Genomic DNA, 14,832 nt, shown 5'->3' with positions numbered 1-14,832 from the left:
GAAATGCCTGTCCGCTTCCGCCCCGGTCCTGTGACGCAGATACCGCACCGACGAAGCGCCCCGCCTTGAAGTGACCTCCACCACTCCATCCCGGAACTTTAGTCAGGCTAAAGTTTTTAGGCGGCTCTTGTCAATCGGTCTTGTGACAATTTCTGGGAGAACTGAAGTGGCTGTTCCGACCCCATCACCGCTCCGGTATGATCCGCGTCGTGCCAACCCAAAGTTCCCGCGCCTCGCCGGAACCGACATTGCGTGCCCTGTGTGGCAGCGATGCGGGAAAGTGTAGTGTGTCCCCTGCCGTGAGCAGATACTCGCGATCGCCGACCTCGTAGTGCATCTCACCCTCGATGACATAAAGGAAGTCTTCGCCCTCGTGACGCGTCACATCGGAGACATAGCCGGGAGGCATATGCGTGATACAACTATTGAGTTTCGCCCCTGGAAAACCGCGCTGCAATAGTTGGTACACTCGTTCTTCCGCCTCAATGCTGTAGCTGTGCCGCTCGCTAGCATGCGAGACCATGGAGTTGCTGCGCTGCGGCGCTTGCGGCAGAAAAGCCTCAACACTGGTATCCAAACTGGAGGCAAGGTTGCAAAGCGAGATCAACGAGGGCGTGGAAAGACCGCGCTCTATCTGGCTGATAAAGCCCTCACTGAGGCCGGCCTCGCGTGCAACCTGCCTCATCGTCTTGCCGATCTCTTTACGTCGCTGGCGAAGCGCACGCCCTAGTGAAACGGCAGGTGGAAAAAGAAGGGACCTCTCAGAGCCCTTCTGCTGCGCCTCCCGATCATTGGAACTCATGTTGTCTTCCGCATCTTCTTGACCTGAAGAAACTTTAGTACGGCTAAAGTCATCCATGCAAGTTAAAATAGAGGCAGGGATGTTGATTTGCGATGGAGGCCGGCCCGGGATTGCCACTAAGAAGCGCCTCTCTTTCGGGATGTTTCGAATAGAATTTCTGCCAACGAGGTCATACAGCAGCACCAGCATCGCAGCGGCGACGGATCAGCTCCGTAGCTGTTCAGCAAGCCCGCGCGACGGCAGACAGCTTTCAGGTCAGATTCTAAGCGTCCTGTACGCTGGTGTCCAGGCCGTGGCCTACTTGTTCACGGCAGGATCGGTTGTACCGACGTCGTCGACCGAGCAGTGCCGCAAGTTCGCACAGGTTTCGGCTCGGCAATCTTGGTGGTGGCCGTAGCGGGCGTGATGCCGATCGGCTGCGTGCTAGTCGAAGCGGCGCGACCACGATCGAGCCGCACCGCGTAGGCTCAAACTTTCAGTCAGAGCCAGCTGCGTCCATCAGGTCCACTGCACCCGTAGGGCGGAAGTTTTCCTTCGAACCTCGACTGTATTTTATGGCAGCCCCAGCTCCGCAAGGGGAGCGGCATATAGCCGTTCAGCGCGATCCCTACTTCGTCATAAGGGCTTTCGCCAAACGCGACATACATGTACCAGCGCCCACCAAACATCACCACTACCGCCAGGAAAATGACAATAGCGAATTGAACCAACTTCTTGATTTCAAATCTCCTTATACACCGGGAGCACCTTCTATATAGTTTTGTCTCTTGTGTTCAAGGGCTTCCAAATCAGGGGTGATAAGCGGCCCGTTCATCTGGATTTCATTCTAGCCGGCAAAGGATGTCCACGGCGGCCCGATGTCAGCGTTTGCAGCCATCAACACGGTGTCGTACCGTGTCCCGCCGCATCTCACCACCGTGAAGTCGATGTCAGGTCGCCTTCACCTCGATCTTCCTAATACGCGACAGCGCTTCCTCCGTTTTTGGAAGCGTCACGGTCAGGACGCCGTTCTGGAACTGGGCGGCGGCTTTGTCCGCGTCGACGCCCGACGGTAACGGGATCGAGCGGTGGAACGACCCGTAGGAGCGTTCCAACAAGTGATACCCCTTCTTCGCTGCGGAATGGTCGTGCGGCTTTCATGCAGCGCCTACGTCTCACCTGCCCGGCCGCGCCAGGGATCGGGCAGACCCTGCGTGCCCTTCTGGGCACCTTGTCAAAGTTCATCGTTCTTTCCCGGGCTTTGCGACAGGAACGTTACCCAGCTTTGTGGGGCCTATCAGCCACAGCCCTTACGATGAGTGACGTTAATACGGACGTGGCTATCTGCTGGGATATCGCGCCGGCTTGTGCCTCGGAGGCAAGGGCCTCCGCTGCGCCTAGAAGACCGACGCACACAGGGCGCAAGCGCTCATCTTCTAGGCCGGAGAACGGCCGAAGCGCGTCACACATCAGCTCGACGTATACGTTGAGCATGAGCCGTTGCTGTGCGGCCATCTCCTCTGTCCCTTTTAGTGCGGCGGAGATTGCGAGAGCTTCTGGACCAAACTGGGCAAGGCACTTGAAATACGCATCGCTGATGACGTCAGCTACGGCGGTGAGGTCAGTTGGCGCTTCACGGAGAGCAGAGCGGAGCCAGTGGACATAGTTGTCCTCCAACCGCTTGAACAGCGCCACCAAGAGGCCGGCCCGGGTAGAAAAGTGTTCGTAAGCAATTGGGCGACTGACCCCTGCTTTTCCGGCCAAGGTCCCGAGCGTCAGTTCATCCGCACCCTGATTGCGGACGATTTCCATCGCGACATCGAGCATCTGTTCGCGACGCATATCTCTCTTGAGCTTCACATTTCCCTCTTGCGCAGGATCCTACCATCTGTAAGTTACAAAATGTAGCATCTTAGTCAAGGATGACGTGATGAGTGACATAGCCGTGATCGGGCTGGGACATATGGGCAGTGCGCTTGCCAAGGCCCTTGTGACCTCCGGCAAAAGCGTCACCGTCTGGAACCGAAGCCAAGGCAAAACGGACGCTCTTGAGCGCATCGGCGCCTTGAAGGCGGAAACGCCAGCCGCTGCTATTGCTGACAGCAACACGCTCATCGTCTGCCTCTCAGACTATGCTGCAACGTCGATCGTCCTTGATGAAGCACACGCTACTGATTTGATTGAAGGAAAGACCCTCGTCCAACTCACGTCGGGCACGCCGAAACAAGCGCGCAATCTCGGGCAGTGGGTCGAGGCCCGTGGAGGAAGCTATCTTGACGGCGCAATTTCGGCCTGGCCCGATCAGATCGGTGGACCTGACGCCTCCATTGTTATCGCCGGGCGAGAAAGTGTCTTAACCCCGATCGCGCAAATCTTGAAACTGCTCGCTCCAAATCTCTCTCACGTCGGAACAGACATTGGGCGTGCAAAGATTCTCTTCAATGCGGCCCTTTCCTACTTCGCCGCACACTGGATTGGCTTCAGCCATGGTGCGGCAATGTACGCGGCAGAAGGAATGGACGTCGCTGAGTTTGGCGAAGCTATCGCTGCCCTGTCACCAATGTTTGCAGACGATGTGCGCCACATGGGGAGAGCTATTTCAGGGAGCAGATTCGCTGATCCTCAAAGCACCATAAGGTCAGTTGGTGTGGACATTTCCCGGCTCGTGGAGATTGCGGATGATTTGAACATCAGTTCCGCGTTTCCCGAATTTGCTGCTGATCTCTTTCGCAGCGCTGCGGAGGCAGGGTACGGCGCGGAGGAGCATTGCGCTATCTTCAAAGTCATTCGCACGCGATGAGCCACGTCAGTATCTCGCTTCCAATGCTGAGTTGGAGCGTACCCTAAGCGCAGGCGGTTTCAACGCCGAATGGTTGCGTCAAGCAACCTGCCGCCAGGCTCTTAGAGAGTGAACGCCAATGGTAAAGCACCGAACGTACAGTGGGTCTCAAGCGGCAGGTTTCGCAAGAGTATTTCGGTGGCGAGATTCAGCATGCGCGAGAATTGTGCCTAGTGATCCCGTCGAGGGGGGCGATTTACAGCCAAATCAAAGGAGCCTCAGTTGGATCTGGCTTTTGTCTTTCTTGAAAAACTGCACTCGAACTGGTTGCCATTCAGAGGTGGAGAATCCGGCAATATCGTTTTTCAGCGTGCCAATGCGCAGGCATACGCAAAAATTGCTGCTGCAGCTCATCGCACCGAACTTGCCGGGGAGCGCGACCGACTCATTTGGCTGCAAGGCCGAGGTGTGGCTTGTCCCGAAGTAATCAGTTGGCGGGAAGAACAGGAAGGCGCGTGCCTGGTGATGACGGCAATCCCCGGAGTGCCGGCAGCAGATCTTTCAGGATCCGACTTGCTCAAGGCATGGCCGTCGATGGTGGAGCAACTTAACGCTGTTCACGGCCTGTCGCCAGAGGAATGCCCGTTTGAGCGTAGGTTGTCAGGAATGTTGGCACGCGCTGTCGATGTGGTTTCCCGCAATGCCGTTAATCCTGACTTCTTACCAGACGAGGACAAGCATACGCCGCAGCCCGATCTCTTAGCTCGGATCGAACGAGAGCTAACGGTACGTCTCGAGCAAGAAAGCACCGAATTGACGGTTTGCCATGGTGATCCCTGCATGCCGAATTTTATGGTAAGCGCCGAAACTCTGCAATGTACAGGTCTGATTGACCTTGACCGACTTGGAAAAGCGGACCGCTATGCAGATCTGACGCTGATGATCGCCAACGCTGACGAGAACTGGGCTTCCCCAGCGGAAGCAAAGCGCGCTTTCGATATCCTGTTCACAAGTTTGGGGATCGACGCTCCTGATCGTGAGCGCCTTGCCTTCTATCTGCGCTTGGATCCGCTCACTTGGGGGTGATGCATATGCCAACAAAAATTCCCCCTGATTGGCATGCTGCCCAACCAGTTCTCATTGCAGACACCTTTTCAAGCTGCGTTTGGAAAGTCCGATTGCCAAGTGGGACTCCCGCGCCACAACTGCCGCGGCGTGGGCGGCAACCGGCGTGACCGCCGCTTCATCTCATGAACTCACGACGAGCTAAATGTGGTCTAAGGACGTCCGTTCATTTTGCTGCTGCTCTGCGATTGACCGGCACCCGGCCCCCCTTGCGAAACACCACGCCCGTGGCTGCTTCCTTTATTTGTCGAACTCGGGCCGTTACCCCACCCATTGTTTCCTTTGCTGCCGCCACCGCCACCACCGGAAGAGGCAATCGCTTGCGACGTCAGGCTAGTTGACAGAAGCATTGTGACGACTGGTGGGGTTACGACCGCAAATCGACCGCAGCCCTTCAGAAACTCGCGCCGATCGTGGTCACTTCGTGATTGGTTGATTTCTTCGGCCATCTGCCCTCCCACCCGTCCAACGGATGTCACCTATATTAGAGATAACTACTTTTACATTAAAAGCTACGAGTTATCCATATATCTTTAGATATAACTGGGGTGCACTCCGCGTATCTACCCACGGTCAATGCTCGGTTGCAAACCCGACAGGCCCCCCCAATCGGCTACAGTTTTCCGGGAGGCTTCGCGCGGAAGTTGCGCCGCAATTCGCGAGCCTTTCGCACAAGCTCCCGGCGCATAGAAGGATAAGGCTCGCCCCCGAAACGATCCCAGGAACGATAGTGGGTAACTTCCGACATGAGAGTGAGGAGCGTGAGCGGAGGCCTCAGGTAGCCACAGCCGAGCTGAAATCGCCGCCGGGCAAACTGGATCCTGGCCGTCGATCCCACTCCGCCAATAGCCGTTCGGTCAAGGCCGAAAAGCGCGGCGGCTGTTACGATTTGGGTCTCGACTGCGTTCCTCTCATAGCCGTTCGCGAAAAGCGCTTTAAGTCCGTTCCAGTCGACCGATGACGCGCGGGCAAGCGTTGCTATGTCCAGCAGATGGCGCAGGTCGAGTAGCCCGCGCCAATAGTCACCATCTTGAAACTGATCGTGAAGAATTAAAAGAATGATCTGCGCAAACGCCGTTGGAACGCGCACACGGCCTTCGCCAATAACGACCACGCAACTATCGCCATAAAGCCATTCCGCGTCGCCGAAGGAGGCCGGCCCTTTCGGTCGACACTGAAGATCAATGCTTCCGACATCCGTTGGACGGATCAGGACGACCGGGAGATGATATTCCGCGTTCCCTGGCCAGGAACCTTCACCGGAAGATAGCGCGACCTCATATCCCTGACGGCACAGTGCTTTTGATGCATCTCGCATATCCTGGGGGCGGACAAGAATGTCCAAATCGGTCAGGAGCCGTGCCCCAAGCGCTTCAGGGGCCGCACTCGCAAGGATGGCCGTTCCCTTCAGCACGACGGGCTCTATACCGATCTCGTTCAGAGATGCGGCCGCCTCGCCCAGCTGAGCCTTCAGTCTGCAATTTCGCTCAGTGTTTCGCCGGTATATCATCGACAGATAGTTGGATAGATCCTCCGGCAAGTGGGGTTTGGCGTCCTTCGCCACGCCTGCAAGTGAGGTGATCGTCAGGCTCCTGTTCGCAAGGGCTACGATCCCGTCCCAGTTCGCCTCTTTCGGTATCTGCCCGTTGAGGCAGGAGGCGAGCGTAACCAGATCGCGCCAGTTATTGCCTGTCATGAAGGCGCCTCAATGTCTCCACGGCTCTATCGAGGGAAGAGTAGGTCAGCTCGACGGTGCGCGCCTGTGAAACCATATCGAGGAGCCGCTGAAACTGCGGCAAGGCGAGGCGACGCTCTGGCGTGTGCGCACCGGCCAGTAGTTCCGTAAGGGCACGTATGGGCTCAACGTCGCAAACCTCGACTGGCCGCCCGGAGCGACGACGGCGGATCAGCACGACAGCTGCAGGCTGAACCCGCTCGTCTGCAGCATAGGGCAGCCCTGTCGGATAGCGCACACGCTTATTGTCGAGCCGCCTATGGATTGGCGCTGCTAGAATTGCATCCGACATGTGGCCGAGCAGCCCCCAAGACCCCTGCTTCAACGCGGGCGAGAAGGGCACTCCCACGAGCAGGCCATCTTCATCCATAAGCGCGATATCATCTCCGCCGTAGGTGAAACCTGCCGCGAGCAATGCCATGGCGAGTGTCGTCTTGCCGGCCCCCGCCGCGCCACAGATCAAGAGGCCTTTGCCGTTCTTGACGAGCAATGCCGCGTGAAGTGCGACATTCAGGCCAAGGTTAGCAAGAATGTCGTCTGTCACGAGCGCCTTGATCGCTGGGGCAACCTCCAAGCCAGCAACAATCATGCCCGAGGAACGATGTCGGCTGATGCATACGCGCTTGCCAAAACGCGCGACGTCGTACGCAGCCGTGTGTGAGGTAGCAGCATCTGCCCTATTGTGGGCGAAAATCGGGACAACGAGGTCGCGAAGCTCTTGATCATAAAAGGCGAGCGATACGGCAGTACCTTCGAAATCAAATGTCTGGGTGTCTAGTGGATTGCCCTCGTGCTCATCAAACATGATCTCCAGCAGATTCCATCGTGACAAATACGCCAGGTAGTCTTGCACCGACGCGTGCGCACGCGCTCGGCTTAGGCCCCGTGCCACCAGGGCGTCTTCCAACTGATACGCCCGCGCGGGCTCGGCGAGGAGGCAGGTAAGAAAGGCGCTCAACTCATTGAGTTGGAAAATCTGCTGGGACGCTTCGTCAAAGATAGTCTTGCGTTCCCCAAGCAAGAAAAAACTTGCACCTGCGAAGAGGCGGAACTTCATCGGCGCTTCTCGTTCGCTAAAGACAATTGAATCCACATTTCCAATCGAAAATATACTTGCAAGAGGCGGGCGCCCTCAATCTTATGAAAATAGTCGCTCATCTGTGAGCGTGAGGAGGACGACGACCTCTGCCTGCAGGTCCGAGCACACCTGTCTGTATTCGCTGATCAGCTCTACGCGCGCCGGGTACTCCTGCATCAGGTCGTCGAGCGTCGGCGCGGCGAGCGCGTACGCCTCGAAAAGATCTAGGAGGCAAGGTTCTCTGGCTTGACGCAGCTGAGGGCGATACCGGGGTAAAGCCATCCCCAGACGGGCTCGACCTAAATGCATCAATCTCATGGTTGCTCCCTCGCTGCAGCTCAAGGCTATTTTGACGTTGGGGCGGGTGTCGGAAGAACAATGGCACTGGTTTGTTGAGGATCGTTCGAGAGCGTGCTGCCCACGAACAGATAGGCTCCGATGACAACCATCGCCAAGAGCAGGATACCGATGGGAAATCCTGTAGAAAATTTTCGCGGTGGCTCGCCGTAGCAGTATGGTTCGTACATTGTCGATCCTCCTGTCGGCAACGACACCAGAACGAACCGAAGGGCGGGTAGGCTGCCCCGGCGCCGTTGTCGGCCTATGGAGCACTGGATGGATTGCCCACAGGCTGAAGCTAAAATAACGCGATGATATAGGACGACTACGGATTAAGACCTTTGCGGACCGATTATGGGACTAAAGTCCATGCAGTCCATCTCCTCGATCTCATCTCTTATCGCCGTTCTTACTTCGGTAGCTGCAAAGTGCCGTCCCTTCCCCGAAAGGAAGGGACATGCCTTCAGTCATTCGATCACGCGAACGATCTTGCGAGTGCCTGGATCTACCAGCACGGTGCGATTATCGATGACCACATAGCGGTATTTGATGTCCGGCGCATCAAGGGTGTGCAATTCCACCGTCTCGGGGAGTGCGGAGCCCACATTAAGCTCAACGCCCGGAAGATTGATGGAAGCGAGGGGTTTCTTCTTCACATATTCGCGAACGACCGTTTCCTGCTCTGGCGTGACTAGGACGGTTTGAGCAAAACCAAAGCCGGAAGCCCCAAGCAGAAACAAACCTGCAAGGGCAGAACTGACAACCTTCTTCATGTACGTCTCCATCTGTTTTGAATTCCCTGCTCTCAAAGCGGGAACACTTTGCAAACGTTCTTGGGGAATTACCGTTCCAGGGTCAGACTTCAGTCGCATGTACTTAAACTTAGGTCTTGCCGGCTGCCCAGACCATAGTCTGGCTCGGATCGGCTAAACGAGGCCCAGGCACTTGCCTCCTCCTTTTGACCCTGCAACGCCGCGGTGCAACCCTGGTCGACTGGCCGCCGCTAGGACGCCTTGGAGGTGGGACGGCTATCGGCTCGCCATGTTGAAGCGGCCAAGGTGATGGCAATCACCCGTGGCGGTTACGACTGGACGAAAAAGTCGGCAGGATCGTCGCCGAGGCGCGCGAGCTCGGCGACGATGATCCTTGATGGCGAGGCGGTTGTTCTCGACGGCCAGGGCCGCTCCCACTTCGGCCTGCTTCAACGCGCGGTTGGCAGGCATCCGAGCCTGCACGATGCCGCCGAAATCATCTTCTTTGCCTTCGTTCTTCGGTATCTATCTCGGGATGATGCCACTTGCCGAACGACAGCAACTGCTCGAAACCGATCGCATCTGGGAGGACTGGCGCGATCCGCTTAGCGGAGGAAGTGCACGCCTACGGCGTCGCGTTCTTCCGCGTCGGGTGCGAACACGGGCTCGAAGGGATCAAGCCAAGCAGGGGGACGCGCCCTATCGATCGGGGCGCCGGCCGGAGCGTCAGAAGATCAAATGCGTGCCTCGCGACACCTTGGTGATCGTCGGCTATGGGGGCGCGACAGTAACTGGCGCCATTGGCCGACTGCTGCTGGCGGCAAAGAAGGGCGCGGAACTCGTGTAGGCTGGCGGCTACGGTGCCGGATGGAACAAAAAGGAATCCGTGCAGCTTCGCGAGCTTCTCGACGCGATGCCGGCGAAGCGCCCGCCAGTTGCTGAAACGAAGGGGCGCCATTTTCTCCGAACCCCTACCGAGCATGGACCCATGACCGCACGCTGCACATCCGTCATCTAAGAGGGTCGGCGAGCGAAACGATAAGGACGACGTTTACCAGCTCAATTGATCTCTACCGCGGTCGACGCCCCAGGCGGAGCTCCACCATCAGGCCAACCAACCACCTTCTGACATCCGAGGTCGCAATAAATTCTTCTACATGGTCGATGGCGTATTCGAGCGTTTGTTCAGTCAGAGCAGTCGCCTCACTCGGCGAGGTAGTCAGGCTCCGCGCCCATGCCGACAAATCAGGCAACAAATCTACTACGCTGGAGTTGCCGCCGCCCCTCATCGTGAGGCTGAACTCCTTCAAATGCGTTTCGAGTTCCCGCGCATCACGCGTGCCGGTCATGAACAATTCGAGGGTGTATCGGGCCAGCCACTCTCCCTCCTCGCTTTGGCGGCTTATCGCGCGCGCACTCAAGACCTTCTCATAGACCGTGGAAATTACAGTGAAATCTTCAGGAAGTATGTATCCGGATTGCCGCGGAACGAACATGGCGCAATCTCCTCCAGTGGGGCGAAAGCGCATTTTGATCTTCCAGCCGCCGGAGCCCTTCTTAAAGTCCAGCGATGATCACATTGTGCGCCTCTGAAGGCTCAATGGAAAGGAACTTTGACATATCGAGCGGAATTCTGGTTTTCCAGTTGTATGGCTGCTTCGCTTGCCGATCCCTTGGCAGCTTTCTGATGGATGAGTTTCGTGGCGGCGTCAGCGACGAGGCGGAATTATTTGAAATAGCGATGGCGGTGAGAATGTTCGTCACCGCCGGCACCCGTCACTTGTCAAATCGCCTGCAGTCGCTTGAGCTTGATCAAGTAGAAGCAATGGCGCGCCACCCAAGCTGGGGGGCGTCTAACAAGAGGACGTCACGATCGGCACTGTGCCAAAGCCATTCATCACCTACCGCGTTGGTCTAAATTAGACCCCTGAGGACACTCTCGATTTCCACGGCGAGTTGTTGCTGACTGTAGGGCTTTGCGAGTCTCGCCACGTCGAAATCGATGCCGGGTGGCAGCTCGGCATATCCCGATGCAATGAGAATTGGAAGATCGGGAAATAGGTCGCGCGCGGCATTTGCGAGGTCTCCCCCCGTCATTTCCGGCATAGAATAATCCGTGATGAGCAGGTCGAAGCGCCCATCGTCCTTAAGATGGGCGAGTGCCTCCTTTCCAGAATGCGCCTCGACCACCTCGTGGCCCAGATCGACGAGCATGTCGACCGAACTCATGGCGATCAAGAAATCATCGTCCACGAGAAGAACGCGTAGCGGTCCTACCTTTTGGTCCGGTTCCGCGACCTCCGTGTCCTTGGACACGACAGGGCTGTCGTCCGAAACCGGAATCCAGAGTTCGGCTCTGGTGCCTTTCCCTGGCGTGCTGGTGAGCCGCAGTGCTCCTTGAAGCTGAAGCGCGAGGCCATGAATCATCGACAAGCCCAAGCCCGTTCCCTTGCCAAGTTCCTTGGTCGAGAAGAACGGCTCTATCGCCTTTTGCAGCGTGTCGTCATCCATGCCGTGGCCCTCGTCGGCAACGGAGAGCACGCCGTACCGACCCGCCGCGAGTTCGCCCTCCTGATTCGCCAGGTTCTCAACCTGAAGCGCTATGCGGATCGTCCCGCCGTTGGGCATAGCATCCCGGGCATTCACCACGAGGTTGAGAAGGGCTAGCTCCAGTTGGTTGGAGTCAGCGAGTACCGGATCCATTCGCTCGGGAATGCGAATTTCGATCACGATGCCCGTGCCGACTGATCGATTAAGGAGATCGGTCATCTCCCTCACCAACTCGCCCAGATCTACAGGATCGACACTGAGGTCCTGCCGGCGCGCGAATGCCAAAAGCCGCTGCGTCAGCGACGCACCGCGCTTTGCGCCCTGAAGCGCACCATCGATCAGACGCTCGGCTTTCGCGTCACCACCAGTGTGTTTGCGCAGGAGTTCCAGGTTTCCTAGCACCGCCATCAAAAGATTGTTGAAATCATGAGCGACTCCACCTGTCAGTTGACCGATAGCCTCCATCTTCTGGGCCTGCCGAAGCTGCGCCTCGGCGCGCTCGCGCTGGGCCACTTCCGCCATGACGGTTCCGTGAGCCTTGTGCAGTTCGGCCGTTCGCTCGGCGACACGCTCTTCAAGGATTTCGTTCAATCGCTTCTGCTGCTCTTCGGACGATACCCTGGCGGTGATATCAGAAGAGACGCCAACCAACTTGACCGCGTTCCCACTCCGGTCGCGAGAAAGCTGCGCGCGCATTTCCGCCCAATGAATGGACCTGTCGGGCCAGACGGTACGATATTCGATTGCATAGTCGGCCCCGCTCTCGATGGTGGCCTGCATCGCCGATTTCACTCTCTCGATATCGTCAGGATGAGTGGCGGCAAGGAGGTCGCCATAGGTAAATGTCCCGCCAGCGCTCCTGCCAAACACTCCCCGACAGGTGATCGATGTCATCAAAGCATAGGTGGTGAGGTCAAGTTCCCACGCACCCAGATGACCTGCCTCAAGCGCCGTCTTTAGCCGCCGTTCCCCCTCGTCCAGCGCCTCGATCCGGAGTCGAGCTTCGTACTGGCGTCGGCGGCCCCGCAGGGCCGACCTCGCAACGCTGATGAACGTCGTGGCATGAAATGGTCGTTCAACAAAGCTGACGTTCCCCAGCACCTCCAACAGACGGCTAGCGGAAGGGTTACGCTCAGGCCCACCTCCTCGATGGGTCAAGATGATGAAGGGAAGGTCGGACCAGCTCGGTTGCGATTTGATCCACGCCGAGAGCAGGCGAAGGTCGGCCGACCGTAAGGCCTCCTCCGTCACGACGGCAAAAGCGATATCCTCATCCAGAGCCGAGACGAAAGCGGCAACGTCCTTGCCGATTTTCGGCCGGATGCCGGCTTCCGACAAAAGCGCAGCCGCGATCTGCGCGTCCCTTCCCAAAGGGGCATGGATCAGAGCAATGGCGTCTCTATTTGGAATCGTCCTCGCCCTCACTGGACTTCAGCAGCGGTTGTTTCTCACCGACAAAGGTCGGGACGCCGCGTAACACGCCCTGGAAATCCGAAAGCGGATCTCCAAGCGAAAGGCCGCCCTGGCCGATCGTAAACTCCCTTATCGTGTCCTCGTGTTTGCCGGTCCGCTTTTTCACGACGGAGATCGCCCTCCTGACCTTGCCGACCGCCTCGAAGTAGCGCAGCAGAACGACGGTGTCGGCGAGATAGGTCACGTCTACCGGCGACTTCATGTCACCGACCAGCCCATGCTGCGCCACCGTCACGAAGGTGTTCGCGCCCTGGCGGTTCAGATACTGCAGCAGCTCGTGGATGTGGAGGACGAGCGCGCTTTCTTCGGGCATGGAGGCCTGATAGCCGTTGATGCTGTCGATGACGACCGTCTTTGCGTCAAATCTGGTAACGTGCTCGCGCACACGCTGGGCGAACTCGCCAGGTGAAACCTCAGCTGCATCCAACTGCTCGATGTGAATCGAGCCGTTCCGCTGGTAGTCTTCCAAGTCAAAGCCAAGGTCTTTCATGCGCCGGAACAGCAGCCCCAGTTCTTCATCGAAGATGAAGAGGGCGGCCTTTTCGCCGCGCTTGACGGCCGCCTCGACGAATTGAAGCGCAAAGAGACTTTTACCCATGCCCGCAGGACCGATCAGCAGCGTGCTCGATCCCCGCTCGATGCCGCCACCCAGCAACGCGTCTAGTTCAGCGATCCCGCTCTTTAACGTAGAGCGCTCGAACTCCGTGCGGTGCTCGATCGCTCGCAATCGCGGAAAGACCGAAACACCTCCAGTCTTGATGATGAAGTCGTGATAGCCACCGCGGAATGCCTGGCCGCGGTACTTGGTAATCCTAAGGCGGCGTCTTTCCGAACCATAGCTGGGCGCCAGTTGTTCAAGATGAATAACCCCGTGCACTACGCTGTGGACCGTCTTGTCGAGACTGTCGGAAGTCATGTCGTCGAGAAGCAAGACCGTGGCGCCCGTAGACGAAAAGAAGTGCTTCAACGCCAGGATTTGCCGGCGATAGCGAAGGGAGCTTTGGGCAAGCAGCCTGATTTCCGAGAGGCTGTCGAGCACGACGCGGTTCGGCTGAACCCTTTCGAAAACCTCAAATATCATTTTGGTGGTCTCGCCGAGTTCCAGATCCGACGAGTAGAGCAAGCTCTGCTGTTGTTCGGCGTTCAGCAAGCTCTCAGGCGGAACGAGCTCGAATATTTCGATATTTCTATGGATTTCCATCCCGTGCGACATCGCACTGTCACGTAGCTCATCCTCGGTCTCGGACAACGTGATATAGAGACATTTCTCACCGAGAGTAGCGCCCTGCTGAACGAACTGCATGGCGATCGTGGTCTTCCCCGTGCCCGGCGCACCCTCGAGAAGGAATACGTGGCGACGTGACAGACCGCCCGAAAGGATGTCGTCCAGCCCCTCTACACCTGTTTTGGCCTTCGACATAACGCTTGTGTCCATTTTGCCCTCCGTTGACACAGGTAACTAGCGTCGAGCGGTGCGAAGGCAACCGGCGAGCCATTCGAGATACTCACAAAAGCAGCACGACCGAATGCGATAATCTTGGCACATAACATGAACATCACAGCAACATGTCGTGCAGGGATCCTTGGAGCAAGATGCTGTCCGCCCCGAAGGCGACGGCCGAGCTTAAGTCTGTCAACGGCAGCATTGCGCCTTCATTTTCCGCCATTCAGACCACCGTCGGAGCTTCCCGAAAGCTGACGGTCTGCCAAGCCGCCGGTCACGGGTCGTGGAACACCGCCCAAGGCGTTGATGTCAATGCAAGCAAAATATCAAGCAAGTACTCTTCGTGGCCTCGTCAGCTCGTGGATAGCCAAGGAGAATGAGGACCTTCTGCGGCATAAGCACGGGAAGGGCCCGCACCGTGCGCGATCTTACCGTCGGCGCAAATTTCATCTTTGATCCCCGCGGGGAGCTCGACCTACCCGGCATCCCTGGGCCGTGGCCGTTTTTCGCAATTGGGTTCGGCCGCAGGGAATTCAATGACGGCCCTAAGCGGACCTGGGCCGCCGATAGCATCCGTATCGTGCGGTATTTTGCTATGCAGGTGCTCGGTAATCGGGCACTCTCTGAGGGTTGCAAGCGTCCCGCGATGGAAGTGCTGCCAACGATTGCTCTCGTTCATTCTGGCCAGACGCCTTCTGGTTTCCGACCATGTGCTCCCGCGAGCGAATATTGGTTCGTACTTTTTGGTAGACGCTGCTCCGCTGGCAAAGGGAGGG

General features: G+C 57.5%; 14 protein-coding genes and 1 pseudogene. 4 read left to right on the top strand and 11 right to left on the bottom strand.

What is annotated here, in order from left to right; translation table 11 throughout:
* Positions 1-184 precede the first annotated feature (184 nt).
* From IB279_RS18495 to IB279_RS18485, 3 genes and pseudogenes are all read right to left on the bottom strand, one after another.
* Positions 185-991 (bottom strand): helix-turn-helix domain-containing protein, encoded by an 807-nt coding sequence (locus tag IB279_RS18495; RefSeq protein ID WP_113187548.1) that lies wholly within the window; start codon positions 989-991, stop codon positions 185-187.
* A gap of 740 nt (positions 992-1,731) precedes the next feature.
* Positions 1,732-1,908, bottom strand: a pseudogene (locus IB279_RS18490) (Hsp20/alpha crystallin family protein); the annotation flags it as partial.
* A 148-nt stretch (positions 1,909-2,056) separates the two neighbouring features.
* Entirely contained in the window at positions 2,057-2,641 is a 585-nt protein-coding gene (locus IB279_RS18485) for a TetR/AcrR family transcriptional regulator (protein ID WP_309142294.1), read from the bottom strand.
* A 70-nt stretch (positions 2,642-2,711) separates the two neighbouring features.
* On the opposite strand from IB279_RS18485, the gene IB279_RS18480 reads away from it, so the two are divergent.
* Positions 2,712-3,581 (top strand): NAD(P)-dependent oxidoreductase, encoded by an 870-nt coding sequence (locus IB279_RS18480; protein WP_113187551.1) that lies wholly within the window; start codon positions 2,712-2,714, stop codon positions 3,579-3,581.
* A 261-nt stretch (positions 3,582-3,842) separates the two neighbouring features.
* Complete coding sequence (locus IB279_RS18475; protein ID WP_113187552.1) at positions 3,843-4,646, top strand: APH(3'') family aminoglycoside O-phosphotransferase; 804 nt, start codon at positions 3,843-3,845, stop codon at positions 4,644-4,646.
* A 191-nt stretch (positions 4,647-4,837) separates the two neighbouring features.
* Here IB279_RS18475 and IB279_RS37225 read toward each other — a convergent pair whose 3' ends face one another.
* From IB279_RS37225 to IB279_RS18455, 5 genes are all read right to left on the bottom strand, one after another.
* On the bottom strand, positions 4,838-5,134 hold the full coding sequence (locus IB279_RS37225) for a hypothetical protein (RefSeq protein WP_113187553.1): 297 nt from the start codon (positions 5,132-5,134) through the stop codon (positions 4,838-4,840).
* Between the two features lie 164 nt (positions 5,135-5,298).
* Positions 5,299-6,381: a nucleotidyltransferase family protein gene (locus tag IB279_RS18470; protein ID WP_192339491.1), complete on the bottom strand. Its 1,083-nt coding sequence runs from the start codon at positions 6,379-6,381 to the stop codon at positions 5,299-5,301.
* Positions 6,368-7,477, bottom strand: a complete 1,110-nt coding sequence (locus IB279_RS18465; protein ID WP_192339489.1) for a serine kinase — start codon at positions 7,475-7,477, stop codon at positions 6,368-6,370. The genes IB279_RS18470 and IB279_RS18465 overlap by 14 nt, the downstream gene beginning before the upstream one ends.
* Before the next feature lie 365 nt (positions 7,478-7,842).
* Complete coding sequence (locus IB279_RS18460) at positions 7,843-8,025, bottom strand: hypothetical protein (RefSeq protein ID WP_143034237.1); 183 nt, start codon at positions 8,023-8,025, stop codon at positions 7,843-7,845.
* Between the two features lie 279 nt (positions 8,026-8,304).
* Positions 8,305-8,610, bottom strand: a complete 306-nt coding sequence (locus IB279_RS18455) for a DUF1236 domain-containing protein (protein ID WP_090297556.1) — start codon at positions 8,608-8,610, stop codon at positions 8,305-8,307.
* A 463-nt stretch (positions 8,611-9,073) separates the two neighbouring features.
* Between IB279_RS18455 and IB279_RS37220 the strand changes: the two genes are divergently transcribed.
* The gene (locus IB279_RS37220; RefSeq protein ID WP_246802010.1) at positions 9,074-9,436 is read left to right on the top strand and encodes a hypothetical protein; all 363 of its coding nucleotides are present in this window, start codon (positions 9,074-9,076) and stop codon (positions 9,434-9,436) included.
* A 223-nt stretch (positions 9,437-9,659) separates the two neighbouring features.
* Here the strand turns inward: IB279_RS37220 and IB279_RS18445 are convergent, their stop codons facing one another.
* A complete protein-coding gene (locus IB279_RS18445) occupies positions 9,660-10,085 on the bottom strand; it encodes a hypothetical protein (protein ID WP_113187557.1) in 426 nt (141 codons plus the stop codon).
* Between the two features lie 104 nt (positions 10,086-10,189).
* Between IB279_RS18445 and IB279_RS18440 the strand changes: the two genes are divergently transcribed.
* A complete protein-coding gene (locus tag IB279_RS18440; protein WP_090297551.1) occupies positions 10,190-10,507 on the top strand; it encodes a hypothetical protein in 318 nt (105 codons plus the stop codon).
* Here the strand turns inward: IB279_RS18440 and IB279_RS18435 are convergent.
* A complete protein-coding gene (locus tag IB279_RS18435) occupies positions 10,504-12,564 on the bottom strand; it encodes an ATP-binding protein (protein ID WP_309142293.1) in 2,061 nt (686 codons plus the stop codon). The genes IB279_RS18440 and IB279_RS18435 overlap by 4 nt on opposite strands.
* A complete protein-coding gene (locus tag IB279_RS18430; protein ID WP_090297548.1) occupies positions 12,539-14,047 on the bottom strand; it encodes an ATPase domain-containing protein in 1,509 nt (502 codons plus the stop codon). The genes IB279_RS18435 and IB279_RS18430 overlap by 26 nt, the downstream gene beginning before the upstream one ends.
* Positions 14,048-14,832: the final 785 nt, after the last annotated feature.

Origin of the sequence: Ensifer sp. ENS06 (assembly GCF_014852205.1) — a bacterium.
Taxonomy (GTDB): Bacteria; Pseudomonadota; Alphaproteobacteria; order Rhizobiales; family Rhizobiaceae; genus Ensifer; species Ensifer adhaerens.
The sequence above is the reverse complement of the archived record's forward strand: the minus strand, read 5'-3'. Positions and strand labels throughout refer to the sequence as shown.

Excerpts from the sequence above, each read along its gene's own strand:
- IB279_RS18495 (WP_113187548.1), bottom strand. The coding sequence starts at position 991 with ATGCTGGTGCTGCTGTATGACCTCGTTGGCAGAAATTCTATTCGAAAC.
- IB279_RS18480 (WP_113187551.1), top strand. The coding sequence starts at position 2,712 with ATGAGTGACATAGCCGTGATCGGGCTGGGACATATGGGCAGTGCGCTT.
- IB279_RS37225 (WP_113187553.1), bottom strand. The coding sequence starts at position 5,134 with ATGGCCGAAGAAATCAACCAATCACGAAGTGACCACGATCGGCGCGAG.
- IB279_RS18470 (WP_192339491.1), bottom strand. The coding sequence starts at position 6,381 with ATGACAGGCAATAACTGGCGCGATCTGGTTACGCTCGCCTCCTGCCTC.
- IB279_RS18465 (WP_192339489.1), bottom strand. The coding sequence starts at position 7,477 with ATGAAGTTCCGCCTCTTCGCAGGTGCAAGTTTTTTCTTGCTTGGGGAA.
- IB279_RS18460 (WP_143034237.1), bottom strand. The coding sequence starts at position 8,025 with ATGTACGAACCATACTGCTACGGCGAGCCACCGCGAAAATTTTCTACA.
- IB279_RS18455 (WP_090297556.1), bottom strand. The coding sequence starts at position 8,610 with ATGAAGAAGGTTGTCAGTTCTGCCCTTGCAGGTTTGTTTCTGCTTGGG.
- IB279_RS37220 (WP_246802010.1), top strand. The coding sequence starts at position 9,074 with ATGCCGCCGAAATCATCTTCTTTGCCTTCGTTCTTCGGTATCTATCTC.
- IB279_RS18445 (WP_113187557.1), bottom strand. The coding sequence starts at position 10,085 with ATGTTCGTTCCGCGGCAATCCGGATACATACTTCCTGAAGATTTCACT.
- IB279_RS18440 (WP_090297551.1), top strand. The coding sequence starts at position 10,190 with ATGGAAAGGAACTTTGACATATCGAGCGGAATTCTGGTTTTCCAGTTG.
- IB279_RS18430 (WP_090297548.1), bottom strand. The coding sequence starts at position 14,047 with ATGGACACAAGCGTTATGTCGAAGGCCAAAACAGGTGTAGAGGGGCTG.